The organism is Microbispora sp. CA-102843, from assembly GCF_050936215.1.
Taxonomy (GTDB): Bacteria; Actinomycetota; Actinomycetes; order Streptosporangiales; family Streptosporangiaceae; genus Microbispora.
In genome coordinates this window covers 1-22,543 of the sequence record NZ_JBNJNF010000003.1, presented here as the reverse complement: position 1 = coordinate 22,543, position 22,543 = coordinate 1, and the positions used below count along the sequence as shown (strand labels likewise).

Annotated in this window: 28 protein-coding genes and 1 pseudogene; 22 read left to right on the top strand and 7 right to left on the bottom strand. The window is 70.6% G+C overall.

Translation table 11 applies throughout. The features are described from left to right. Positions 1-23: 23 nt before the first annotated feature. The 4 genes from ACQEVJ_RS46540 to ACQEVJ_RS46525 all read right to left on the bottom strand — a co-directional run bounded on the left by ACQEVJ_RS46540 (position 24) and on the right by ACQEVJ_RS46525 (position 4,556). Entirely contained in the window at positions 24-698 is a 675-nt protein-coding gene (locus ACQEVJ_RS46540) for a hypothetical protein (protein WP_433113538.1), read from the bottom strand. Positions 699-764: 66 nt separating this feature from the next. Continuing rightward, a complete protein-coding gene (locus tag ACQEVJ_RS46535; RefSeq protein WP_433113535.1) occupies positions 765-2,756 on the bottom strand; it encodes a type IV secretory system conjugative DNA transfer family protein in 1,992 nt (663 codons plus the stop codon). Positions 2,757-2,767: 11 nt separating this feature from the next. After that, positions 2,768-4,171 carry a DUF2637 domain-containing protein gene (locus ACQEVJ_RS46530; RefSeq protein WP_433113532.1) on the bottom strand — a complete coding sequence of 468 codons (1,404 nt, stop codon included), beginning with the start codon at positions 4,169-4,171 and terminating at the stop codon, positions 2,768-2,770. A 130-nt stretch (positions 4,172-4,301) separates the two neighbouring features. Beyond that, a complete protein-coding gene (locus tag ACQEVJ_RS46525) occupies positions 4,302-4,556 on the bottom strand; it encodes a hypothetical protein (RefSeq protein WP_433113529.1) in 255 nt (84 codons plus the stop codon). 150 nt (positions 4,557-4,706) lie between these two features. Between ACQEVJ_RS46525 and ACQEVJ_RS46520 the strand changes: the two genes are divergently transcribed. The 7 genes from ACQEVJ_RS46520 to ACQEVJ_RS46490 all read left to right on the top strand — a co-directional run bounded on the left by ACQEVJ_RS46520 (position 4,707) and on the right by ACQEVJ_RS46490 (position 7,543). After that, positions 4,707-4,907, top strand: coding sequence for a hypothetical protein (locus ACQEVJ_RS46520; RefSeq protein WP_433113527.1), 201 nt, complete (start codon positions 4,707-4,709; stop codon positions 4,905-4,907). Positions 4,908-5,209: 302 nt separating this feature from the next. After that, positions 5,210-5,344 (top strand): hypothetical protein, encoded by a 135-nt coding sequence (locus tag ACQEVJ_RS46515; RefSeq protein WP_433113524.1) that lies wholly within the window; start codon positions 5,210-5,212, stop codon positions 5,342-5,344. After that, the gene (locus ACQEVJ_RS46510) at positions 5,341-5,481 is read left to right on the top strand and encodes a hypothetical protein (RefSeq protein ID WP_433113521.1); all 141 of its coding nucleotides are present in this window, start codon (positions 5,341-5,343) and stop codon (positions 5,479-5,481) included. Before ACQEVJ_RS46515 ends, ACQEVJ_RS46510 begins: the two co-directional genes overlap by 4 nt. Positions 5,482-5,611: 130 nt before the next feature. Beyond that, complete coding sequence (locus tag ACQEVJ_RS46505; RefSeq protein ID WP_433113518.1) at positions 5,612-5,746, top strand: hypothetical protein; 135 nt, start codon at positions 5,612-5,614, stop codon at positions 5,744-5,746. A gap of 80 nt (positions 5,747-5,826) precedes the next feature. Continuing rightward, positions 5,827-6,426 carry a DUF4326 domain-containing protein gene (locus ACQEVJ_RS46500; protein WP_433113516.1) on the top strand — a complete coding sequence of 200 codons (600 nt, stop codon included), beginning with the start codon at positions 5,827-5,829 and terminating at the stop codon, positions 6,424-6,426. Then, the gene (locus tag ACQEVJ_RS46495) at positions 6,423-7,061 is read left to right on the top strand and encodes a Pycsar system effector family protein (protein ID WP_433113513.1); all 639 of its coding nucleotides are present in this window, start codon (positions 6,423-6,425) and stop codon (positions 7,059-7,061) included. Before ACQEVJ_RS46500 ends, ACQEVJ_RS46495 begins: the two co-directional genes overlap by 4 nt. 29 nt (positions 7,062-7,090) lie before the next feature. Then, positions 7,091-7,543, top strand: a complete 453-nt coding sequence (locus ACQEVJ_RS46490; protein WP_433113510.1) for a RapZ C-terminal domain-containing protein — start codon at positions 7,091-7,093, stop codon at positions 7,541-7,543. 66 nt (positions 7,544-7,609) lie between these two features. Here the strand turns inward: ACQEVJ_RS46490 and ACQEVJ_RS46485 are convergent, their stop codons facing one another. Continuing rightward, positions 7,610-8,257, bottom strand: a complete 648-nt coding sequence (locus tag ACQEVJ_RS46485) for a hypothetical protein (protein WP_433113507.1) — start codon at positions 8,255-8,257, stop codon at positions 7,610-7,612. Then, positions 8,250-9,221 (bottom strand): ParA family protein, encoded by a 972-nt coding sequence (locus tag ACQEVJ_RS46480; protein ID WP_433113504.1) that lies wholly within the window; start codon positions 9,219-9,221, stop codon positions 8,250-8,252. Before ACQEVJ_RS46480 ends, ACQEVJ_RS46485 begins: the two co-directional genes overlap by 8 nt. A gap of 606 nt (positions 9,222-9,827) precedes the next feature. Here ACQEVJ_RS46480 and ACQEVJ_RS46475 point away from each other — a divergent pair. The 12 genes from ACQEVJ_RS46475 to ACQEVJ_RS46420 all read left to right on the top strand — a co-directional run bounded on the left by ACQEVJ_RS46475 (position 9,828) and on the right by ACQEVJ_RS46420 (position 18,462). Beyond that, a complete protein-coding gene (locus ACQEVJ_RS46475) occupies positions 9,828-10,271 on the top strand; it encodes a hypothetical protein (RefSeq protein WP_433113501.1) in 444 nt (147 codons plus the stop codon). A gap of 114 nt (positions 10,272-10,385) precedes the next feature. Then, positions 10,386-10,811 carry a single-stranded DNA-binding protein gene (gene ssb / locus ACQEVJ_RS46470; RefSeq protein ID WP_433113498.1) on the top strand — a complete coding sequence of 142 codons (426 nt, stop codon included), beginning with the start codon at positions 10,386-10,388 and terminating at the stop codon, positions 10,809-10,811. Positions 10,812-11,138: 327 nt separating this feature from the next. Beyond that, complete coding sequence (locus ACQEVJ_RS46465; RefSeq protein WP_433113495.1) at positions 11,139-11,402, top strand: hypothetical protein; 264 nt, start codon at positions 11,139-11,141, stop codon at positions 11,400-11,402. Positions 11,403-11,784: 382 nt separating this feature from the next. Then, positions 11,785-11,982, top strand: coding sequence for a hypothetical protein (locus ACQEVJ_RS46460; RefSeq protein ID WP_433113492.1), 198 nt, complete (start codon positions 11,785-11,787; stop codon positions 11,980-11,982). Between the two features lie 357 nt (positions 11,983-12,339). After that, positions 12,340-12,774, top strand: coding sequence for a hypothetical protein (locus ACQEVJ_RS46455; RefSeq protein WP_433113489.1), 435 nt, complete (start codon positions 12,340-12,342; stop codon positions 12,772-12,774). 30 nt (positions 12,775-12,804) lie between these two features. Next, positions 12,805-13,248: a hypothetical protein gene (locus tag ACQEVJ_RS46450; protein WP_433113486.1), complete on the top strand. Its 444-nt coding sequence runs from the start codon at positions 12,805-12,807 to the stop codon at positions 13,246-13,248. Between the two features lie 305 nt (positions 13,249-13,553). Continuing rightward, positions 13,554-14,459 (top strand): DUF6192 family protein, encoded by a 906-nt coding sequence (locus ACQEVJ_RS46445; protein ID WP_433113483.1) that lies wholly within the window; start codon positions 13,554-13,556, stop codon positions 14,457-14,459. After that, positions 14,456-14,917 carry a hypothetical protein gene (locus tag ACQEVJ_RS46440; protein WP_433113480.1) on the top strand — a complete coding sequence of 154 codons (462 nt, stop codon included), beginning with the start codon at positions 14,456-14,458 and terminating at the stop codon, positions 14,915-14,917. Before ACQEVJ_RS46445 ends, ACQEVJ_RS46440 begins: the two co-directional genes overlap by 4 nt. Positions 14,918-15,994: 1,077 nt before the next feature. Further along, positions 15,995-16,312, top strand: a complete 318-nt coding sequence (locus ACQEVJ_RS46435; protein ID WP_433113477.1) for a DUF6247 family protein — start codon at positions 15,995-15,997, stop codon at positions 16,310-16,312. Further along, on the top strand, positions 16,309-16,554 hold the full coding sequence (locus tag ACQEVJ_RS46430) for a hypothetical protein (protein WP_433113474.1): 246 nt from the start codon (positions 16,309-16,311) through the stop codon (positions 16,552-16,554). Before ACQEVJ_RS46435 ends, ACQEVJ_RS46430 begins: the two co-directional genes overlap by 4 nt. A gap of 105 nt (positions 16,555-16,659) precedes the next feature. Continuing rightward, complete coding sequence (locus ACQEVJ_RS46425) at positions 16,660-16,884, top strand: hypothetical protein (RefSeq protein WP_433113471.1); 225 nt, start codon at positions 16,660-16,662, stop codon at positions 16,882-16,884. 264 nt (positions 16,885-17,148) lie between these two features. Beyond that, entirely contained in the window at positions 17,149-18,462 is a 1,314-nt protein-coding gene (locus ACQEVJ_RS46420; protein ID WP_433113468.1) for a hypothetical protein, read from the top strand. 126 nt (positions 18,463-18,588) lie between these two features. Here ACQEVJ_RS46420 and ACQEVJ_RS46415 read toward each other — a convergent pair whose 3' ends face one another. After that, the gene (locus ACQEVJ_RS46415; RefSeq protein WP_433113465.1) at positions 18,589-19,170 is read right to left on the bottom strand and encodes a hypothetical protein; all 582 of its coding nucleotides are present in this window, start codon (positions 19,168-19,170) and stop codon (positions 18,589-18,591) included. 566 nt (positions 19,171-19,736) lie between these two features. Here ACQEVJ_RS46415 and ACQEVJ_RS46410 point away from each other — a divergent pair. From ACQEVJ_RS46410 to ACQEVJ_RS46400, 3 genes and pseudogenes are all read left to right on the top strand, one after another. Then, positions 19,737-20,198 carry a hypothetical protein gene (locus ACQEVJ_RS46410; RefSeq protein ID WP_433113463.1) on the top strand — a complete coding sequence of 154 codons (462 nt, stop codon included), beginning with the start codon at positions 19,737-19,739 and terminating at the stop codon, positions 20,196-20,198. A gap of 46 nt (positions 20,199-20,244) precedes the next feature. Then, positions 20,245-21,219: a hypothetical protein gene (locus ACQEVJ_RS46405; protein ID WP_433113460.1), complete on the top strand. Its 975-nt coding sequence runs from the start codon at positions 20,245-20,247 to the stop codon at positions 21,217-21,219. A gap of 788 nt (positions 21,220-22,007) precedes the next feature. Continuing rightward, positions 22,008-22,543: pseudogene (locus ACQEVJ_RS46400) on the top strand (hypothetical protein); the annotation flags it as partial.

Here is a 22,543-nt window from a genome sequence, read left to right as displayed (position 1 = left end):
GCCCTTTGCTGTGCGGTCGGCCGTCAGTAGGCCCGTGGGGGCCCGGCGGCGGCCGCCGCGGTCGAGCGGCCCGCAGTGGTGATGTCGCCGGCGAACGTGATGTGCCCGCACTCGCGGAACACGGCAGGCAGGCGGCCGAGGGCACCGGGCAACAGGCGGTCGTGCCAATCGGCGATCTCGCGCAGCTTGGCGTCGCCGTCCGCGTAGGCGTTCCACCACATCACGAACAGTGTCCACAGTTCATTACATGCGGCGTTGTGCTTCGGCCAGCAGGGCGGCACCTGGTCGTGCCCGGGCCCGGCAGGCTTGACCGCCCCACTCGGCCACAGGGCCCGCAGATAGGGCCCGTACTGCGGGTTGAGCACCGTCTCGACCCACGCGGCGAGATCCTCGCGGTGCGAGCTCTGCTCGGCGGGCAGCGTGACCAGCGCAGCCCACGGCCGGCGATGCGAGGCCCGCGGGTCGTCAGGGTCGGCGGCGCGGGCCGGGCCGCTGGTCGAGGCGATCAGGTCGGCGACGCGCTGCACCAAGTCGGTAACCAGCGTGTCAACGCCGTCGAGCCTGGTAAGGCGGGCCCCCTGGTCGGTCGCCGTGCGCTCGACGGCCGCCAGGCGGTCGGCGAGCTGCTGCACGTCGGCCCGTACGTTGGCGATCTCGACCAGGGCCGGGCCGAGTACCCCTTTCGGCTGGTCAGTCATGGGTGTGTGTCTCCTGTGCGTCGAGATGGGGACGGGGCCCGCCCCCTGCGGGCCCCGCTGGTCGGGTCACAGCAGGTCGTTAAGCGACCAGGAACCGCGCGGCCGCTCGCCGCCAGCGGCGGGCGGCTGCTCGACGTCCTGCTCGGGCGGCGGGGCCTGGCCGTCGAGGTCGGCCCGCGCTGCGGGCTGCTGCGGCTGCGTCTCGTACGGTCGCCGCCGGCGGGCCCTGCGCTCGGCGAGTTCGTCGTGCGGCGCGGGCTGCTGGGGCTGTGGAGCCCGTTGCGGTGCCGGGGCCTCGGGCATGTGGCCGTACGGGGCAGCTGGGTACGGCCGCCGCTGCTCGACCTGCTGCGGTGCGCGGTCGAGCTGGTCGACGTCGGCCGAGTACCAGTCGAGCCCGGCCCGCCGCGGTGCGGCAACAGGCAGGCGAGGGCGGCCGCCACGCGGCGGAAGTTCGGGCCGCATCCCAAGGCGCTGGGCCCGCTTGACGTCGGCCCGCTTCCACACCCTCTCCAGGCGGACGATCACCGGGCGGGCGTTGTCCATGAGGACCAGGGCGTGACCGTCAGGCAGCCGCCGCACCTGGTCGGGCGGCATCACGTCGACCATCTCGCGCACCGGCCGCGGACGACCCTCGCGGTCGGTGTAACCGCTGTCTCGGACGACTATCTTCGTGCGGCCGCACAGGGCCGTGATCCGGGTGAGTAGCTCGCGCTCACTGCACCCGGACACGATGACCTTGCACGTCGCGGTCTGCCACAGGGCATCAGCCCCGTTGACGCCCCACCGCTCGACTATCTGGCCCCACGCCTGCGTGTAGATCGACAGGCGGATACCCGACCCGGCGGCGTAGCTCGCCCACGTGGGCAGGGGGATGGGCGTGACGTTGGCGACCTCGTCCAGCTCCATCGACAGCGGCGGGTCGAGCAGGCCCGCCGGCGACCGGCTGCCGAGCCGCACGGCCTCGTGCTTGATCTCAGCGACCAGGGCGGCGAGCAGCGGCGGCACCGGAGAACCGGCCTCGGCCGAGGCGACCAGGTAAAGCGTGTCCGCCTCGCTCCGCAGGAAATCGCCGATCACGAACTCGCGGTCGCCGGGCTGCGGCATGACGGCGGCGGCGATCTCGGCCGACGTCATGAACCGCAGCACGTTGCGACAGGTGAGCTCTACCGACTGCCTGGTCTTGTCCGGCAGGGCCCGAAACCGGGCGATGGTCTGCGCGGCCTGCGGGTCCGCGTAGGGCATGCGGGTGAGGATCTCGACCGGCGCGGGCGCGTCGTTGGTGAGCCACCCGTACACCGCGGCGAGCGTGCCGCCCTCGACCAGTCCCGCCGCGTGCATGAGCGACGACAGCACTTGTACGGCCTGGTCGTTCCAGAACGTCGCGTCGGACAGCCCGCCGTGCGCGACGGCCTCGACCATGTGCCCGGCCCGGCGAATGGCCGTGTCCATGTCGTGGCAGCCCAGCACAGGGTTCCATCGGAACGTGCTGCCGTACTCGCCGACGCCCTCGGGGTTGAACACGTGCAGCTCGCCGCGCAGGCCGCGCAGGGCCGCCGTGTTGGCGATCAGGTCGCCCCTGATCGAGGTGGCGACGACCGGGCCGGGCGCGTCGAGGATCCGGCCCGCGGCGATCGAGCTCTTACCCTTCTGCGGCGGGGCGATCGTGATCGTGATATCGCTCGGCTTGGCGTAGATGCGCCACCTGTGGACCCACCCGGGGCCCCACCCGAGGAACGTCGCGTATCGCCGCCACGTGCCCGGCCCGTACAGGTCGGCCCGGCGCAGGCTCGGCCGCTTGTGGCGGGCGTCCCTGCGGGCCCGTGGGAGGCCGTAGCGGCGCCACATGTCCCACCGGGTAGCGAACCCCGGGCCCGGGTGGCGGCGCCACCGCACGCGCAGCCAGACGCGCATCTGCGGGTCACGCATGAGGCGATGCAGACGCCCGAGGGCGGCCGCTGCGGTGACGCCGGCGACGACGACCGCGATCAGCAGCAGCACGACGCCGAGGGGCAGGCCCCCCGCCTCGTCGGCGAGGGGCGCGGACAGATATGTCATGGGGTGCACGGTCAGACCTCCTCAGCGTCGGCGGGGGCCGACGGGTCGGCGATGTGCTCGGTCAGTGTGCGGCGTACGGCCCGCTCGGTCAGGCCGAACCGCTGGGCCCACCCGCGGATCAGGTCGGCGTGTGCGTCGCGGTCGAGGATGCGCGGGTCCCCGGTGAGGCGCATCGCCTCGGCGGCCGCCCGCACCTTTGCCGAGCCCGGCGCGTAGGTGAACAGAAGGTCAAACTGTGTGCGGGCCGCGTCGAGTTCCTCGCGGAGGGCCCGGGCGTGCTGCTCGGCCGAGGTTGCACGGTGGGCGGCTGCGTCGGCCTGGTCGCCGCGGGCGCGGGCCTGCGCGAGCTGCCGCCGCAGGTCGTCGGCCTGCCGTTCGAGGTCGGCGATCCGCTCGGCCTGCGCGCTCTGGTCGCCGGCGGTCTGCTCGATCAGGGCCCGGCGTCGGGCCTCGGCCGCCTGCTCGACCTCGCGCACCTGGCGGGCCGCGTCCTCGCGGGCCTGCTCGATCTCGTCGGCCGCCTCGGCACGTACCCGGGCCGTCTCAGCGGCCGCCCGGTCGAGGGCCTCGCGCATCTGCGCCTTGACCTGCTCGACCTCGCGCCCGGCGCGGGCCTCGATCTCACGGACCTCTTCGGCGGCGACCTGCTGCACCTGTACGGCGTTCGCGTTGGCGTTCGCCGCCTCGGCGGCCGCCTGCTCGGCGCGCATGCTGGCCAGGGACCGCCCGGGCGCGACCGGGGCCGTGTCGAGCACCCATCCCCGGAGGTGACCAAAGGTGCTGCGGGGGTCGAACGCGAGGCGGACGAACCACAGCAGCAGCCGGAGCAGGGCGACAAGCAGGCCGAGAACGAACCGTACGGCGGTCGTCAGGATGGGTGCCTCATCGTCCTGTATGCCGCGCTTGCCGAGGACGTAGCGGCGTAGCTCGACCAGGCCGGATTCGAGCATCCACGCCATGGCGACGGGCGCGATGACGGCGACGAGGATGCCCTCGATTGTGCGTGGTGCGTAGAGGACCTGGGCACCGAGCGACAGGGCGAAGAACAGCAGCACGCCCGCCCGGGCGCGGAAACTGCTCTGCCCCCGCAGGGCGGCGACGAGGGCGACCAGCGCCATAGCGACCCACCCGAGGTCGGGCAGCGCGGCGATGATGAACGCCCGCAGGCGGTCGGCCTCGGTCACCACTTCGCCCGTGTGGTTATGGGCGAGGGCGAACAGCCGTTGCGCCTCGTACCCGACGATGCCAGCGCCGACGAAGCCCACGAACACGAGCACGAACGCCAGGGCAAGCAGGCGGCCCGGCAGGCGCTCACCCTTGGGCTTTCCGCCCTTGTTCGCCAGGTCGAGCGGGTACACCCGGTACTCGCGGGCCGGGGCCTCGTCTGTGGCCGCCTGCCCATTGATGGGGGGCAACTCGCCATGATCGCGGCGCCACCCTAGGCTGATGAATGACACGGTAAGGGTCTCCTTACTGGTGTTGGGCCCGGGCGGCGGCTGTGTTCCGTGGAAAGTTCATGTGCCGTCGTCCGGGTGTCATTGCTGGTCAGATGAGGCCGCTCGGCCCATGCCGCTCGACGTACTCCTCAAGCGCTCTCCGGAGGATCGTCTGACCGTCGATCCCCTGGTATGCGGCGACGACCTTCACGCGTCGCCGTAGCGAAGCGGGGATGCGCCCGCCGAACTGCACGAGCGGATCGTCGGTAGCCGGCGGCGCCTGCGCTTCCGCCGTGGCAGCCGTCATTTCTGCCCCTTTCTCCTCCGGGCGGCTGTCCTGGCCGCCCTGGTCCGTTGCGCCCACGTATCGCGCCTCCCTCGCCTTGTGCTCGGTCTCCTCCGCACCCTACGGGAAGCAGCTCAACAGTCATACCACGATTGATCGTTTGGAATCAATAAAAGCAATCTCAGTTTGTTTGTTGACAACCAATCTGAGTCGGGTCACAGTGAAGACATGCCGACCGAACAGCGAAGCCGCTCGAACAACTTCGGCCGATACGGCATCGAGGTGAACGAGTTCGCCGACGCGCTGGCCGAGGCGATGCGCGAGGGCGGCGCCAGCGACCAGGAGATCCGAGAGGCCATCGTCGCGGTCCACGTCGACGAGGCCATGCCGGACGACGGCACCTGGTCCGTCATTAGACACGAGCCCTGACGGACCACCTGCCCGAGATCTCAAAAATCAAGGAGCCACACGTGACCGAGGACACCGACGAGACCGAGGCCGACAACGGCGAGTACTGCTGGGTCTGCGGCGAAGAAGGACACCTCGCCGGCGCGGGCTGCGCCCGCCGAGCCGGGATGTGGTGACTGACCAGGACCGCTGATCCCTGACTCCCGCCCGTACTCCCGGGTGGGTCTCTACGGGCAACCCCGCCCGCAGAAACGACAAAGCCCCGCGGCGCCACCCGACCAAGAGCCGCGCCGCAGGGCCCTCAACAAGTGAGGAGTTCCAGCATGGCACAGGAGCGCATCTACAGCCCCCCGCCCTCCAACCAGGGCGAGCCGCAGAGCGTCCGCGACGCCTACGACGCGCAGCTCGCCGCCGAGCGGCAGGCCCGTCAGGCGCAGCAGCAGGCCGGTAACCAGTGAGCCGGGGCGAGCTCCAGGAGTACGCGCAGAACCTCATCGCGTACGCCGAGACCAGGCAAACCCAGCAGGGCAAGCCCAAGCCGAGCGCGAGCAGCGCGCCGGCCCCCCTGACCCTCGTACGGCCGAGCAAGCGCTGACGTCGTACGAGCTCGCCCGGGCCCTCACCCGGGCGACTCCCCGGGGCAGCCGCCCCACCATCACAAGCCCCCGCGGCACACCCGACCAAGAGCCACGCCGCCGGGGCCTCGACAAGTGAGGAGATCCGCCATGTCGCAGTGGCCCGAAGGCGCCAACGACGTGAAGACCAAACCACAGCCGCAGACGCCCGAGCCGCCCTCCTCCCGGTGGCCCAAGGGCAAGGGCACCAGCGGCGACGACAACGTCACGAGCGGCGGGAAGTGAGTAACGCCGCGCTGACCTGACCGACCGGGCCCCCTCGACCACCTCGGGCGAGGGGGCCCCTGCCTGAGAGGACACCGACCGTGCCGACCGCCGAGCAGGGCCCCGCCGAGCAGCAGCTCGCCGCCGTGCCTGTGCTGCCCGGTATCGAGGACCTCGGCCCCGTACGGCCCCCACAGGACCCGCGCCCGGCCCCGCGCCGCCGCGCCCGGCCCGAGCCACTGCCCGAGCTGCTGTGGGCGGGCCTGACGGCCCTGCCCGGCATGGAACACCTGGGCCCCTCCCCTCGGGCCCCGCAGCGGCTACAGCGGCGCCGCGTGGCCGGATGGAAGGCCCCGCGCGGGGCCGTGATCGTGGACCGCACGACCGCCTACGGCAACCCCTGGCGAATCGCCGGCGACGACCGCCGCGGGTGGCGGGTGTTCCGCCTGGTCGACGGGGCCGAGACCGGCCTCACTCTCTGCACGAGTGAGGCCGAGGCCCGCGCCCTGGCCGTCGACCGCTACCGCGCGTACCTCACCGACGAGCGGCCCGACCTGATCGAGCGGGCCCGAACCGAGCTCGCCGGGTGCGACCTGCTGTGCCCATGCCGCCCGGGCGCGGCCTGCCATGCCGACGTGCTGCTCGACGCCGCCGCCGGCCGACCCATCACCCCCCGACGACGAGAGGACCTCGCGTCATGACGACGACTCCCGCACGCGCGGGCCGAGCGGTTGAGCTGCTCGCCCGCGCTGACGAGCTCGACCGCGACGCCCGTAACTTCAACCTGCTGACCGGCGAGCGTGAGCGGGCCGCGGCCCGTGCCGGGCGGGCCGCCGTGCTCGCCATCGGTCACGCCCTGGTCGCGGCTCTGCCCGACGAGACAGCCGACGCCCTGGCCGTCGAGCGTGACGCCGCCCGTACCGAGCTCGGCCGCGTCGACCAGAAAGCGGGCGTTGCCCTCAGCGCGGCGGGCCTGCTGCTGTCGGCCGTTGCCGCTGTGGCCGCTCTCGGCCGCCCCCACCTGGCCACGGTCGGCATGCTCGGCCTGTGGGGCGCCCTGGCGATTCTCGCGGCCTCCTGCGCCGTGCTGTTGCTGGTCATCAGGCCCTCACTCCCCCGCCCCGGTGCCGGTACCGGCGTCATGGCCTACGCCACGCAGGACGGGCCCGCCGCCGTGCTCGCCGCCCTCGACGGCCCGGCTCGGGAACGCCTGGCGGCCGACCTTCACCAGCTCGCCGCCATCGCCCGCACCAAGTACCGCCGCCTGCGCCTCGGCATCGACCTCATGCTCGCCGCCCTGGCCCTGCTCGCCATCGCCGTGCCGCTCGGCGCCTGACTCCCCCACCAGAAGGAACCGACCCCGCCATGACCAGCACAGCAGCGCGCCGAGCCCTGACCGCGCCCGAGATCCTCGCCGCCGAGGAGACGACGCCGCATTTCGTGATCGTGTCCTTCGGCTACCGGCACGGCATCCCGCCCCGGGCCGACGTCACGCTCGACCTGCGGCGGCGGCTGCGCAACCCCGCCGATGACAAGGCCCTGCGGCAGATGACCGGGCACGACGCCGCAGTGCGGCGGCACGTGCTCGCCGCCACCCGGGGCAGTATGCGCCTGGTGCTCAACGCCGCGCGGCTGCTCGCCGCCCTGCGGGCCGACACCGCGGCGCAGCCCGAACCGGTCGTCGCCGCCTACGGCTGCGCCGGCGGCCGTCACCGGTCGGTCGTGCTCGCCGAGTCAACCGCTCGCCGCCTGCGCGTCCTCGGCTACCGCGTCGAGGTGGAGCACCGCGACGTACACCGGCCGGTCATCACCGGCTGACCGCCGCCAGAATGACCCGAGGGCCCCGCACTGGCACGTGCGGGGCCCTCGGCATGTCTGACCGTCCTACCTGCTGCGCGCCCGCTTGCGACCGAGGTGGGCCTCGACAGCAACCGAGATCAGCTCGCTACGCGATCGGGCCCCGTGTCGCTCGACCAGGCCGTCGAGCACGGCGAGTTCCCCCTCGGTCGCTTGGATCGACCAGAGCTGACGCCGCCCGTCCTGCGCTGCCGCCGCCCGCTGGTTACGGGTGCGCCGGGCCGGAAACATGCTGTCGGCGGCAGGGGCCGGGCCGAGCCGCCGCTCGGCGACCAGCTCGCCGAGCCGCTCGCGCACCGCGTCGAGCGCGGCGTACGCGATCTCGGCATTCGTGCGGCGGCTGCGGCGGCGCACCTGCTCGGCGGCCCTCACGATGTCGGGCAGGACGTAGACGCTGACCTGATACGTCGGCTCGGGTGCGAGATCGGCCGACGCCGGGGCCGTCGAGGTCCTCGCGGCCGCGGTCGGCTGCGTCTGCTCGACGGCCTGGCCCTGATCCACGTCGACCGCCGGGCCCGCCGGAGGGGCCGACACCGGGGCCGGTACGGCGGCCGCAGTCGACGTGGGCTGCTGCTCGCCGCGGCGCGGCAGCTTCCCCGCCAAGCCCGCCGCCCCCGGCGTCGAGCCGAACACCTGCCCGAGCGCGCCCGGCTGCCTCATGTTCGGCTCACTCACCGGTCGCCCCCTGGACCTCGGCGGCCGCCAGCCGGTCGAGGACCTCGGCCGCCAGGCGTCGATAGTCCTCAGCAACGTTGCTCGCGGTCGGCGGAATACGGCCCTGCACCCGCTCACCACGGCGCAGCGACTCCCACCATGCCGGTTGACTCGCGGCGTCGCTCTCCAGCTCATGCGCCACGCGGCCGCGGGCCCGGCTTTGGTTGGCGATCCGCTCACTATGGCCGATCATCGCGGTCAGCATGGGCGACGACGGCAACCCGAACGCCGCCTCGACCTGCTCGCGCACGCTCGCGTGAATCGCCCGCGCAGTGCGTGAGGTGCCGAACAGCACGACGCCCAGCAGCCCGAGAGGCGCATTCACCCGCCGGGCCACGGTGAACCGTTCGGCGAGTAGCTGCATGCCGACCAGGCCGCCGGCGTCGGTGCGGGTCGGCATCAGCAACCACCGCGCGGCGCCGAGCGCCAAGTCGATCAGCAGCGTGTTTTCCGGCGGCGTGTCGATCAGCACCAGGTCATAAGCACTGGCGACCGGCGCGAGGACCCGGGCCAGGGCCCTTTGCCAGGCCGCGCCCTCAGTCTGCACGCGCCCGGTCATGACGGCGGTCAGGTCATGGAGCCTGACGCCGCCGGGTACAACGTGCAGGCCGGGCCGCCCGGGCGCCTCGACCGGCTGTAGCGGCTGCCCGGCGATAAGCGCCATGAGCAGCCCGGAGCCCTGGTCGTCTATCGCCGTCCCGCGATATCCGAGGTCGTCGGAGAGATTGGCCTGCCGGTTGAGGTCAACCGCCAGCACCCGATAGCCGGCGGCGGCGTACAGCGCCGCCAGGTTCGCCGTGATCGAAGTCTTACCGACGCCACCTTTGTCGTTAGCAATGGCGAGCACGCGGTCGAGGCCGGGCAGATCGACACCGGGTACGGCAGCGGCGGCAGCCGCGAGCGCGCCCTGTGGGGGATGCGTCATGGATAGGTCTTTCTGTGGCTGTCTCAGGTGTGCCGAGTGTGGCATGCGAGCGGCCGCCACGCCGAGACCCCCCCGCCCTGCGCGACCAACGGCCCGACCGAGGAAGCCCGTCAGCGCGCTGTCTAGCGTTTGGTCTATCGCTCGCCCTATCGGTCTATCGCTCACCCGCCCCAGGGGGCGCGCAGGTAATCCCGCCCCCGATTGCCTGCCCGGCCTGGTCCCACGTGCGCGGCCGCCGTCGCCGCTGACCTCGGCAAGCCGCCCGCCGGCACCCGTCCAGGCAGGCCCAAGACCGCCGAACAGCGCGGGCCCAGAAGCGGCCCGAGTCGTGCCCGCCTGACGGCGGGCCTGTAAGGACTCTCTTCCTCCCCTCCCGGGTGGCCGTCGAACGTAGCCGGCACTCGTCACGGATCAAGGGCGCCTCCGGCGTCGCTACGCGATCGGCTACGCCGCCCCTTGACCCGTTCCTCGCTGCTCGGCTCCTTTCTCCTTTTCGCCACCCGGGAGGGGGAAAGGGGGGACACCCCACACCGCCCCGCGTCTCCCCGGCGCGCATCCCCTCGTCGCCGCCAGGCCATAACCCGCAGCCATCAGGAGGTAACCGCCGTGACCGTTCTTGTGCGCGTTGACACGCCCTGGCAGGACTACGCCGCCGTAGTGGAGGCCGCCCGCCTGCTCGGCGACGTCACGCCCGTACTGCACACGCTTTGGGACTGCTCGGCCGAGCTGGTGTGCGCGATCAGCGACGAGCGCGACACCGCGGCCGCTCACCGCGTGGCCCTGGCCGCTCTGGCACAGGCCCGCACCTACACGCCCGCCTGCGTCGCCCGGGCCGGTACGGCGGCCCTCGTGATCGAGCAGGCCGCGGCCGCCGGCGACTGCTCGGCCCTGCTGTGCGAGGCCGGTTACCTGTGGCGAGAGGTGGAGGAGTCAGCGAAAGCCGCCGGCGACCTCGACACCCTCGCCCGCCTGGCCCTGGCCGTCCTGGCAGAGGTCAGCACCTACGCCCCCGCGCAGTCCGTACCCGTCGCCGGCGACCTGGAGTTCTGACATGGACGCCGTTTGGTGCCCGTGCGGCTCGCCCAACACGCAGCCCAACGCCACAGCAACCGCCGTCGACTGCCTCGACTGCGGCGAAACGATCACCATTGGAGGGATCACCCGATGAGCACCATGCACCTGACCGGCAACCTCACCGACGCGCCCGAGATCACGTTCACAGGCAACGGCACCGCACGGGCCCGGTTCCGCCTCGCCTCGACCGAGCGTCGGTACGACGCGCAGCGCAGCGAGTGGGTCGACGGCGACACCCTGTTCATGACTTGTACGGCCTGGCGGAACGTGGCCGAGGACATCGCCGAGGCCGACCTCACCCGCGGGGCCCGCGTCATGGTGACGGGCCGACTCAAGTTCCGGCAGTGGGAGACCGACACCGGCGAGCGCCGCCAGGGGTACGAGCTCACCGTCGAGGAGATCGGGCGTTCGTTACGCGGCACGGCCCGCCGGCGCACCGCGGCGGCCGCTGCGGCGACCAGCTCGACCGGCGGCGGGTGGCCGAGCGGCGCCGACGATTCCGAGCCGCCGTTCTGACGTGACCAGCCGCCGGCGGCGACGTCGAGGGCCCGGGCGCACTGCTCGGGCCCTTTCGCACGGTCGCACCCCACCTGACGGAGGTGACCCCGAAGAGCACGAGATCGAGCTGCACGAGGCGGCCGCGGCCGCCGTGCGCGAGTAGCTCGACCGCCGGCAGCCCCGACCGGCCCCCGCTCCACATGAAAGAGCCCGGCCGGGATTCCGGCCGGGCGGCCCCTCCGATGAGAGAGACACTTATTGTAGCGAATCAATAGCGGAGGGTCACATTACTTTCCCTTGCATGAAGCAGGCGAGGGGGCCTGCCGTCTTTCGTAGGGTGCTGCTATGCCACGAACCCCCTCCGATCCCCACCCCGGGGTGACCTACGAGGAAGAGCACATCGTCACGGTCATGTGGGAGCCGGACTGCGACTGCGAAGACCCGGAATGTGATCCCGAGACCAACGGTGAGTGGATGGCCGCTTGCGGAGACGGCGACTTCCTCGTCATGGCCCCAGACGACCGCCATGCCGAGCTGTGGGAACTGGCCGAGCAGCACGAGCGGGATCCGAGCGTCGGCGTGGGCATGGACCGACTTCCGGACAGATAGCCTTTTGTCCGTTTTGCCGGGTTGGAAATTACCCCCGAGAAGCGCTGTTCCCACAAGTTACGTACCAGTAAGTATGTCTCGAAGATCGTTCGCCGTGGAGAGGCGCACATAGCCCGTTCGAACTATTTTCGAGAACGAACTTCCGAGAAACCCCGGAAATTTCGGCACTTGGTCGTGATGTCGTCCGAAAGGGCCGTCAGTGTGCGGTTACGTGGCGGTGTGAACGTGTACCGTGATTCCTGCCTCACTTCGCCAGGCTTCTCGGTCGCCTTCCGCGGTCGACCGAAGGGCGGCGCGGTCGGCCAAGAATTCCCCCAAGGAGTTCCCCCTGGTCGCCGCTCACCCCTCACCCCGAGGGGATGGTGAAGAGGGAGGCACCGCTATGCCTCGTCGGCGCCACAAGCGTCCCGAGCAGAGCAGCCCGAACACCGTGTCACAGCGCTGGCAGATCCTTCAGGCCGCCGCGGCCGTCGGACGCTTCGTTATCGAGGGAGTCCGTGTACTGGCCGACGGGGAACTGATGGCGAAGCTCGGCGACGTGATCCGTGGGTTGCTCGATGGCGGCGGCCCCGGCGCCTGACCCCTCAACAGGGGGCCGGTCACCGGAGCCACGCGCACCAAATGCACTACCTCGCAGTACCGGAAGCCCTTCGTGCCGCCCAGGACGCCCATCCTTGGCACGGGGGGCTTCCTCTTTCCTACGACTGTGCTGCGGCCAGACGCTAGATGGATGCACCTTGGCAGCGAGCCAAGTAAACCCTGCTCGTGTGCGGTAATCAAGTCAAAACGGGCATTCGGTCCCATGGATGGCTACCTGTAACCAATGGGTGCATGGTTCCCCTGAGGGTACTTAAGGGCACTTGGGGGTACTTCAAGTGCCTTGAGGTGCCTTCCTGTGTGTTCTTCGTTGTTCAGCAGGATATCGACCGTCCGAGACGTGTTTGTGCATTTTCGTGATTGGGGTGTACCGCTGGCGGTGCACACCGGCTGGACCCCCTTCGCAATGTCGCTGGTGCTCTTTACCGTGAGCAGCATGAGCCGTCATAACCCGAAGAAGGACAAGAGTGCGCGCCGCCGGCGACCTGATCCCCGGCCCGGCGGGACCCTGCGGTCCGCCCGCATGAACTTCGAGGACGTGGTCGCCGGGATGCTCAAAGCTCCCCCCGAACTGCTGCCCCTGTACGGACTCGCGAGCGTATGGCTGTGGAACCTCGAACAGGACGGTGCACAGGCGTCGCACTGCATCGATGGCTGTCAGACGATCCGATACGCGCTCGGCCATTTCGGCCTGGAGGCGCACGTCGAAGCCGTGACCCTGGCTATCTCGGGGAACGGCTCGCGAACCATGTACGGGAGTGCCGGACCTCGATAGAATCCTGACGGCACGTTCAACGGGCACGTTGTGCTCGTCATCCCCGAGGCGGGCCGGCTCCTGGATCCGACCATTCAGCAGTACCGGGAGATCCCGGCGACCAGCGGCGGGCAGTCCCCGATCATCGCCCCGCTTCCTGCGCCACCGGGGCTTGGAGAACACCCGTTCGCCGTCATCCGGGGCGATCACGAGGTGCTGTATGTTCCGGTCCCCTCCGAGCAACGGCAGGCATGGCGTCACCCCTCGATCGCCGCCGTCGATGCGGAATATCAGCGTGCCGGGCTGGTCTTGGCCAGCAACGTCTTCGACATGATGCGGCTGGAGCAGTTACGGCCGAAGCTGCTCGCCTCGCCGTACCCGCGTCTGCGCCAGCTCTGGGAGGCGATCGGTGACGGAAAGTCGATCGCCGACAGCACCGGATATCGCTTCCTCTCCCCCACAGGTGCGGAGATCCGGCTCAGCGACGTCGGATAGGCCACGGATAGAGGGGCCGCCGGCGGGAAACGGCACCCGGAGCCGAGGCCCAGAAGTGTGACCTTCCTGCTACCAGCCCAGAAGTGGATCTCTGCCCGCCCCTGCATCCAGGGCATGTTTCCGCTGGTCAGCGGGGTTGCGGTCATGGATGTGGGGGCGAATACTCCTGTGTGAAGGGGTTCCGCGTGGAGCTGGCGGGCCGACCGGCGCCGCCCTTCCAGGCCAGACACCATCGGGTGCGTGACCGGCGACCCGGGCCGGCGGCGCACGCAGACGGTAAGCCGTCACTGCGGAGGGACACCGTGGTGAACGAGATCGGACATGTCACCGAGCGCCGATTCAACGATCTTGTCGACCGGGCTCGCGACTTGATGAAGGCGATGACCAGTCACCAGTTCGTCATCGGGGATATGGCGCTGGAGATCGAACCGATGCGCCCTGCCGGCATGGGGCAAGGCGAGGGGGTCTATGCCTCGCTGCGGTTGTTCGCCGACGAGATCGGCGAAGCGTCCGAGACGGTGATGAAATGGCGCTGGGTCGCACACGCCTGGCCCATGGGCCAGAGGTGTGAAGATGTCAGCTACACCGTCTATCGGGTTCTGGCGCCTCATCCCGACCGGTTCGAGCTGATCCGTCAGCCGCCGTTGGACCGGCGCGGCCGCCGTCGTTGGACGGTGGATGCCGCTGACAGGGCGGTAGGCCGGGCCGGCAACACCGTGTCGGCAGGCACGGGCATCGTGTCAGATGACCAGCACACCGGCTCAGCGGACACGAGGGTCCGGGAGATCCGCAAACTGGCCTCCGATGACGTCGTGGCCTCCGCCGCGGCGGCGGAGTTGCTGAGCCGCCCGGACGTCGCCGGCCGTGTCATGGCGGACCCGAACACCCGGCGTCAGCTGTATCAGGCGCAACGCGACCACGACCAGCAAGTACAAGACGCCGCCCGGGAACGCACACCCGCGATCCGGCACGTCGAGCACTCGATTCACTTCCTGGACCTGATGAGCGCCGGTCATGCCTTCGTCGCCGGGATCAAACGGCTCATGCCGCAGATCCAGGCCGATCCACTGACCGAGCAGGAGCGCGAAGTGACCCATCACGTCCTGGACCAGGTGCAGGCGGCCATCGACTTCTGCCGCAGCGTGATCAACACCGGTGACGTGAGCATGGACGAACAGCTGGCGAAGCTTCTCAACGAGGAGGAGCCATGACGACACCACAGCGACGGCCACGCAGGCCGCGCGCCGAATCAGGCGAAGAAGTGCTGCGCCACCTGCTGGAGGTCGCCCCGGCCGGGCTGACCAGGGCGGCGCTGCTGGAGCGGCTCGGGCCCACCTACAGCCCCAGCCAGGCGGCATCGGGCACCACCTGGGTGAAGGAAGTCGGGGCCAGCCGTGAGGGACGCCCCTTCGCGTGGAGCCGCAGGAACGGCAGCGGGTTCCCCGACGACGTCCAGACCTGGGTGGAGTACGAGCTCAGCCAGGGCCGGCGCGCCTACACCACGCTGGACCGGCTGCTGAAGAGCACGGTCGACCCGCACCTTCAGCAGCATCCCGAAGACCCGATCGTCCGCCGGCTGCACGAGCGGTTCAGCAACGCCGTACGGGAAGTGGGGATCGCGCTGGAGGAGCTGAAGCACCCACCGCCCGCCACGCCGGCCAGCGTCTGAGGGGGAGCGGCGGAACGTGAGCAGACCATCACGTCTCGTCGCGAAGTGACGATACCTTAGCACTGTTCGTGATCTTGGTTGTGCGATCGGTGTCATCTCGGGGTCTGTCGTGATCTGATCTTGGGCCTGTTGATCGGTTCGGAAAAGGTGCCCTTTCTTACCAACTTGCTCCGCTGGTGATCATGGTTGACTGGCCTGTCGAATACAGAGTGGATAAGGTACGTAACTTTTAGTTACCTTGGGGAAGTGGACTCGACCGACAGGCCCCTTCACCACCGCGGCGGCATGCCGTACGGCATCGGCTACCAGGGCGAGCCTCAGTCGTGGATTCCGCGGAACCTGGAGGATCTCGAACGGGACAGGCAGGCGCGGGATCGGGATGCGCTGAGGCCATCGCCGCACTACTCCCCGCGCCCGCGCCGCAGGGGCTTACCGCGCGAGGCACTGATACGCCCGGCGGTCGTGGCCGGGTTCGCGGTCCTGGCCGCCGTGGGCGTGTGGTCGGCCACCTGGTCAGGCGGCTCAGCGCACGCGCCTGTCGTCGCCGGGGCCAGGACGCCGGCCACACCTCTGCCCGTGACCGGTCACGATGTGGTGATCCCACCCCGAACCCGGACGCTACCGATCACTTCGCCGCCGGCGGCCACGCCGCGCCTGTCGACCACGCCGAAGGCTGAACCACCTCCGTTGCCGAAACACCGCGAGCAGCGTCGAGCGATCCAGCAGAGTCGGACCAACGAGGACGGGCGCGCGAAGCCGGCCGTCGCGCAGCGGCCCGGGACGAGCACGCAGCGCCGCAAGCCCTCAACGTCGACCCGGCCGCACCGCCCGCCTCGGACTGATGATGCGGCCGCACGTCGTACCGCCGCCATCCCGGCCGAGGACGTCGAGCGCCCGGGGCCCGCCTGGCTCTATCGGTCTGACCCCTGCGCCCACTTCAAGCCGTTCCAGCGGCCCACGTGTCGCGCTCTGCTGTCCCCGCGCTCATGACCACGAGTGACTCTCGCGGCCTCGCTCCTGGCGGCCTGCCGCGGCTACTCTGAAACCCGTACAGATCAGAACGGAAGGGGCGAGACCGTGAGTGCGCAGCCCGTCGAGCCGCACCCGATCGGGCACGACCCGGAGGAAATCCTCGCCCGTCTGCCCGAGCGCTACCGCGAGCACTTCCTCGCCGACTACCGGGCCGCGATGGAAGCCGCGATGCACCACACGTGGAAGTGGAAGCAGCTCGCCGAGACGCTGCACCTGTGGCACCTGCGGTCGGTGGCTTACTCCGCCCCCGGCTATGAGCAGGCCCGCGCCGAGGCCGCCGCCGGCATGCCCGGCATTCCGGCCGAGGACGTCATCCCAGGATGGGCCGAGCTGGTCGCGCAGCACGCGAGCCGCCAGGCGTGAACTACCGGATCAATTTCGTCGCCGCCGCCAGCTCCCAGATTCCGGGACTGCCCGCCGAGGCTTGGCGAGCCCTCGTTGAGGAGCTGCTCGTCATCGGTGCTGACCCGCACCACCGCGGCGTATCCCACCCCGAACAACCGCTCTTCCGTGAGCAGGCGTTCGGTGCGGCCGGCCTGGTCTCCTACGTGGTGGACGACGCCGCCAAGGTGGTTCACGTCTACTCGATCATCTGGGCGGGTTGAGCGGCCGTTCGTGTTCTGCGGCGTATCTGGTAACGGTCAAGCTTTTTTCGCGACACGCCGCGTTACTGAATGCACATGCCCGGCGGGTGCGCCATGATCTCCCCCATGGCTGACGTAGCAGGCCGACGCAAGCGAGCCCGGGGGACCGGCGGCACCGTGCCGCTGCAAACCAAGGTGCCCGCACACGTCAAGGAGCGGTGGGAGCAGCTCGCGAACAGCCGCGCAATCTCGCTCAGTGTCCTGTTCGAGGAACTGATCGATCAGCTTGTCCCGCGCACGACCACCCAGGAGACCACGCAGAAGGAGGCCGCTCTAGAGCTGACCTCATAAAGACGTAGGGGCCCCGGCCTGAGCCGGGGCGCATGCCCTACAAGAAGACGATCCCCGCCCCAACGGCGACCAACCCCACGGCGGGAGATCCACAACTCCACTGGCTGACCTGCTCGACTTCCACTCCGAGCCTGGTCGGCCACCTGTTGAAAGCGCCGGTTACCAGCCGGCCCCTTCGTCATGCCCGGCGAAGGCCAAGCATTGGAGACGGAGACCACGATAACCGATGGTCGTCCGGATAGCCCAGCACGCCCAAATATGGGCGTGTCGCTGCAACGGGGCAGCGAGCGGGCATCTGGGACACACACCACCCCGTCACGCCCTCGTACGGCCTACTACGAGGGTGCCGAGCACTCGCCCGGCCTATCGCGCCGGGTGTGGTTCCGCCTGGCCGCCCTGTTGCGCTGGCGTGGCCAGCTCGCCGACGACTGCGCCTGGCGGATGGTCCGGCACCTGACGCACTGGGCCGACGAGCGCGGCCGCCTGGTCGACCTCCCCATCGTCATCGGCGCCTACGCCGCGCACCACGGCGTCAGCGTGCGAAGCGCTTGGGCCGACTTCACGCGGCTGCGCACAAGGGGGATGGTCCGGCAGACCGCCGCACCCGCACCCGGCCGACAGGCCCGCTATGTCCTGGCCACCTCGCCGGACATGCCCACGGAGCTGCCGCGCACGCTGGCCCGAGCCGTACGCGACGAGATCGACCCACCCGCCGCCCGGGCAGCCGGCACCGTCACCCGTGCCCAGGCCGACGCTTTGCTCGCCGACTGCGAGGTGATCCGGCACGGCTCAGCCGCCGGACCAGCACGGCATACCGCCGCCGGTTGTGGACGACTTCACACGTCTCCTTACTCTCTAGAGGGCTCTCCCCCCTCCCCTCCACGACCGGGCCCGCTCAGCCCGAACCGGCCCCGTCGTGCCCAGTCTGGGGGGATCAGCCGCGAAGAAAAAGCCGCCGGACTTTACGTTGTAAAGGCGTGTTTCCCGTTGTGGACGGCCCAGCGAGAACAGCCGCCGGAGTTTGCCCCTGCCGAGGCCGCCGAGCTTGGCGGCCTGGTTGCGCTGCTGCTGCGGCACTTGCCGCGGGGCGAGGTTGTCGAGCTGCTCACCGAGCAGACTCGTTCAGCGCTCGACCTCGCCGGGGTCGTCCGGTACCGCATCGGCCGCCAGCTCGCCGCGATTCGGCGCCGGGCTCGAGTTCGGGTGGATGACGACGGCCAGGGCTACGCCGCGGCGATGGCCGCCCTCGCCGTGGCGCGGGCCGCACAGCACGAGGCGACGGCCGCCGGGCGTGCGGCCCTTCGCCGGGCCCTGGCCGAGCCCGCCCGGGCAAAGACGAGCACAGGCAGCCCGGCCGAACCGCCTGCGGCCGCCCACGCCGAACCCCGGCCGCGATGGGCAGTCGAGCCCGAACACCTCTTCCGGGCCTCGCTGCCGGCCGACCCTTTCCCAGACGGGCACGACTGGGACGAGCGCGCGTGGTTGGCCGACGCCGCGGCGGCCCGGACGCGGGAGCTGCGCCACGGTGGCCACCGCCCGCCTTTGAGCCCAAAACAACCCCCGGGGCGGTCTTCCTAGCCGCAGCCTTGGCTACCTCCTGAGCCCGCGCCCACAGCGCCTCATGGTTGTGCCTCACATGCCAGCGGGGGCCGAGTGAACCTCCAGCCAGGAGCGGGGCGGGCCGGGTTTGTCGGGCGATGTCGGTCAGGTGACGGAGTGGGTGACGACGCCGGTGTAGAGGCCCGGGGCGGCGGTGGAGGGGATGGTGATGACGAGTGTCGGCGCCCAACTGACGGAGTACGGGTCCTCCCCCGTCTTGTGGCCGCTGAAGGCGGTCACCGTCGAGGACAGGGGGACCCGCTGGGCGGCGGTCGGCTGGCCGGGGGTATGGGTGCCGGTGCCGGAGGAGGCGGTGACGGGGCCGGACCAGTAGGCGACGTCGCTGTTGGGGATCGTTTGGGACGGTGTTCCTGCCCCGGTGGTGAAGTTCGTGGCCGTCACGGTCGCCGTCCAGGGAGGGTTTCCTCCTCGGGTGTCGGTCACGGTTACGGTGCCCATGGACGCGGTGATCGAGCCGCCGGCTGGGCCGCTGCCGAGATTCACCGAGCCGGGCACGGTGATCTCCAGGGGATCGGCGCGGAGGGGGACCGTGACGGTCCAGGGGGCCGGCGAGTCCGGGACGGGGGCTGAGGCGGCCGGTGCGGCCAGGGCGAGCAGCAACCCGGCCAGGCACGGCAGCACCAGAGGGGCTCGCGGGGTGAACAGGCCGGTACGGGCCTTGCTCATGGTCATTCCTCACAGCTGTCTCACGGGCGAGGTGCGCCAGGCGCCCTTCGCCGACGATGGGAGGACTGATCGCGCAGCCTAGATCATCGATGTCCGCCCTGGTTCCCCTCTGCTGTCGAGGGCAGGTAATCGGCTGGCAATGGTCGAATTGACGTCATGCCCCGGCTGCCTGATGGAACCCGGCAGCGTGGGCAGAGCCGGGCACGGCGGACAGCAACACCGGCCCAACTGACCGCCCCTCCTGAGCGGCTCGGTCGTCCGATCGACCTCCGCGTGGCTGGACCAGGGGTCGGGTGGTCCTGCGTGATCGCCAAGAGTGCACAAGTGGTGATGAAGAGTCGGCAGACGCTACGCGAATCGGTGCTCCTGGTTGATCACTGTGGCGAGGATGTGCCCGTACGCGGGCCCTGGCCGGGGCCTGGATGGGATAAATAAGGGGAGCGGTCATGTCCGCACGCCGTCTTGGCATTGCTTGTTCGGCAGTCGCGAGCCTGGTGGCGGCCGCCTTGGCCGCGCTGCCGGCCAATGCGGGTACCTGTCCCGCCTCGACCACGTGTTCCACCACGGTGACCTTCACCGTCACCGCACCCGACGGGCTCACGATCACCGTGCCCAACGGTCCGGTCAGCATCGGCAGCGGGGTCCCGGGAGGACAGATCAGCGGCCAGCTCGGCCCGGTCACGGTTTCCGACCAGCGGGCCGCGCTGACCGCCACCTGGATCGCGACGGTCGTGGCGGCCACTGGCGGTTTCACCACCGGGGGCGGCACCCCGGCGGAGACCATCCCCAACACCGATGTCCTGTACTGGTCGGGGGCTGCGACCGCCACCACCGGCACCGGCACCTTCGTGCCCGGCCAGGCCAACGCCGCAGCCGCGCAGTCCATTGACACCCCGCGCACGGCCTTCAGCAAGACCTCGGGGTCCGGCGACAACTCCGCCACCTGGGACCCGACCATCGTGATCAACGTCCCCGCCAGCGCGGTCGCCGGCGTCTACACCGGGACGGTGAACCACTCTGTCGCCTAACCCCCTCCTGCGGCCGCGCCTGCCCGCGGCGCTGCTCACGCTCCTGGTGTCCGCAGTGCCCGGCCTGCTCTGCCCGGCGGCGGGCGCGGCCGCCGACCCGCGACCCCCGGTGGGGGAGGGCACCCTCGGCATCAGCCTGCTGGAGGTACCGGAAAACCGGATCGACGACCCCCGCGCGCGGATCTTCATCGTCGACCACGTCAACCCCGGAGCCACCTTCACCCGGCGCCTGCAGATCACCAACAGCTCCCCCACGCGGCAGCACGTGGAGCTGTATGCGGCCGCCGCCGACATCCGGCACAGCCGGTTCACCTTCGCACCCGGCCGCACGCCAAACGAGCTGAGCTTGTGGATCACGCTGAACCGCCCCGCCGTCGATGTGCCACCACACGGCAGCGCGCAGGTGAGGGCCACCATCCACGTGCCGCAGTCGGCGACCAGGGGCGAGCAGTACGCCGTCATCTGGGCGCAGGTCGCCACCGGGCAGCCGACCGCCAGGCGGAACATCGCGCTGGTCAACCGTGTGGGAATCCGCGCCTACCTCGACGTCGGCCCCGAAGGCGAACCGCCGTCGCAGTTCCAGATCGGCGAGGTGGTGCCCCAGCGGCTGGACGACGGCCGTCCGGCGATCGCAGCGGCCGTGCGCAACACCGGGGAGCGGGCCGTCGACCTGGTCGGGCGCGTTGTGCTGTCAGATGGGCCCAGCGGAATACGGGCGGGACCCTACCCGGTGCCTCCCGGCACGACCCTGGCCCCTGGCCAGGCGGGCACGGTCACCGTCCCGCTGGGGGAGCGGCTCCCCGACGGGCCGTGGAAGTTCCAGTTCACCCTGCAAAGCGGGCGCATCACCCGCACCGTGTCGGGCAGCTTCACCTTCCCCGCCAGGCGCGGCAAGGGAAGGCCGGCCACGCTCGAGTCCGCCGCCACGACGCTACTCGCCCTGGCCGCGCTGGCGGCGCTCGCAGGCGTGGGCGCGCTCATCGTCGTCGCCCGCCACCGGCGCCCGGCGGCATCACCCTGACACCACCTCGCCAGCACCCAGAGCAGATCCGCGGGGAAGCCCGCCCAGCCCCGCTGCGGGCCGAAGCCCTTGGGTCGTGTCAGGCCCAGCGGGTCTGATGATCTGTTGGGGTGCGGCCCTGGTGTGTCGAGCCTGTGACGAGTGCGGCCGGAATACGGCAGAAAGGTACCGCGCCCACCTGAAACCGCAGGTTAGGCGACAGGGCTGACTGCGGGGTTTCGGCAGCGGTCCGCAGCAGGACGGAGGGGGCCGGAATGCTGCACGAACCGTCGTTGGTGCATTGGCCTGCGGTGATGCGGTTGCGCTGACCAGACAGAGTTCCTGTTCTGTCTGGTCAGCGCCCCGGCGCGGCCCGTTTCTGCCGTATTCCGGCCGCACCCCATGACACGTTTCTTACCGGCACTGCCCTACTCGCCGTCCTGCCGCTTCCCGGGGGCGCTGCCCCCGAACCCCCGCGCCTCGCCGGCGAGGCAGGCTCCGGGATGGGGGAGGGGTCGCCGGAACGATCTTGCCTGGTGGTGGTGCCGGGGGGTGCTGGTCCATCCCGTCGCCTCTCCTGGGCCTACCACGGGAACCGCTCCACTGCGGAGGCCGAGCCGCTTCGCGGTCGCCTTCGGCGAGCCTCCTCCGCTCCGCGAACCCCGTGGTCGAGACGGCCCAGGCGACGGGATGGACCAGCAAGCCCCCCTCATGTCGAGAAGCGGTGGTGATCGTCGGCATAAATTCGTTTCATTAAATTCGTTTCATATCATTGCGATCATGTAATGCTATGAAATAGAATCGAGGGTATGGAGAGCAACGAGACCAGCAAGACGGCCGACGAGCCGCGCGTGACGTGCCGCTATCCGGGCTGTGAGGAGCCTCCGGAGTCTGCGGACGGCCCGGGCCGTCCCCCTGCGTACTGCGCGAACCCCGCGCACAACGCGACTACCGCGTTTCGGCGCCGTCGCGAGCTGGCGGCGCAGGCCGAGGGCCGTCCCGCTCCGGTGGAGGACCTGGATCGGCCGGTCACGATGGGGCAGGCCCGCGCCGCCGAGCTGTTGCGCGCTACCGAGCAGCTCGCCGTACGCACGCTGGGCGAGCTGGAGCGCGTAGTCAGCGAGCTGCGCACGATCGCCGACCCTGACGCCGCGGCCGCGGAGGTGGCCGGCGTTCAAGCCACGGCCGCCGAGCAGGTCGCCGCCGCCGAGGCCCGCGCCGTGCAGGCCGAACGGGTGGCCAGCCTCGCGGCCGCCGGCGCTGAGACCGCCCGGGCCGAGCGTGAGCAGGCCGACGCCGTGGCCGAGGAAGCGCTCCGGAGTGCGGACGAGGCCGAAGAACGCGC

Coding starts and splice junctions, on each gene's coding strand:
- ACQEVJ_RS46540 (WP_433113538.1), bottom strand. CDS start 698: ATGACTGACCAGCCGAAAGGGGTACTCGGCCCGGCCCTGGTCGAGATC.
- ACQEVJ_RS46535 (WP_433113535.1), bottom strand. CDS start 2,756: ATGACATATCTGTCCGCGCCCCTCGCCGACGAGGCGGGGGGCCTGCCC.
- ACQEVJ_RS46520 (WP_433113527.1), top strand. CDS start 4,707: ATGCCGACCGAACAGCGAAGCCGCTCGAACAACTTCGGCCGATACGGC.
- ACQEVJ_RS46515 (WP_433113524.1), top strand. CDS start 5,210: ATGGCACAGGAGCGCATCTACAGCCCCCCGCCCTCCAACCAGGGCGAG.
- ACQEVJ_RS46505 (WP_433113518.1), top strand. CDS start 5,612: ATGTCGCAGTGGCCCGAAGGCGCCAACGACGTGAAGACCAAACCACAG.
- ACQEVJ_RS46495 (WP_433113513.1), top strand. CDS start 6,423: ATGACGACGACTCCCGCACGCGCGGGCCGAGCGGTTGAGCTGCTCGCC.
- ACQEVJ_RS46490 (WP_433113510.1), top strand. CDS start 7,091: ATGACCAGCACAGCAGCGCGCCGAGCCCTGACCGCGCCCGAGATCCTC.
- ACQEVJ_RS46480 (WP_433113504.1), bottom strand. CDS start 9,221: ATGACGCATCCCCCACAGGGCGCGCTCGCGGCTGCCGCCGCTGCCGTA.
- ssb (WP_433113498.1), top strand. CDS start 10,386: ATGAGCACCATGCACCTGACCGGCAACCTCACCGACGCGCCCGAGATC.
- ACQEVJ_RS46465 (WP_433113495.1), top strand. CDS start 11,139: ATGCCACGAACCCCCTCCGATCCCCACCCCGGGGTGACCTACGAGGAA.
- ACQEVJ_RS46460 (WP_433113492.1), top strand. CDS start 11,785: ATGCCTCGTCGGCGCCACAAGCGTCCCGAGCAGAGCAGCCCGAACACC.
- ACQEVJ_RS46440 (WP_433113480.1), top strand. CDS start 14,456: ATGACGACACCACAGCGACGGCCACGCAGGCCGCGCGCCGAATCAGGC.
- ACQEVJ_RS46425 (WP_433113471.1), top strand. CDS start 16,660: ATGGCTGACGTAGCAGGCCGACGCAAGCGAGCCCGGGGGACCGGCGGC.
- ACQEVJ_RS46415 (WP_433113465.1), bottom strand. CDS start 19,170: ATGAGCAAGGCCCGTACCGGCCTGTTCACCCCGCGAGCCCCTCTGGTG.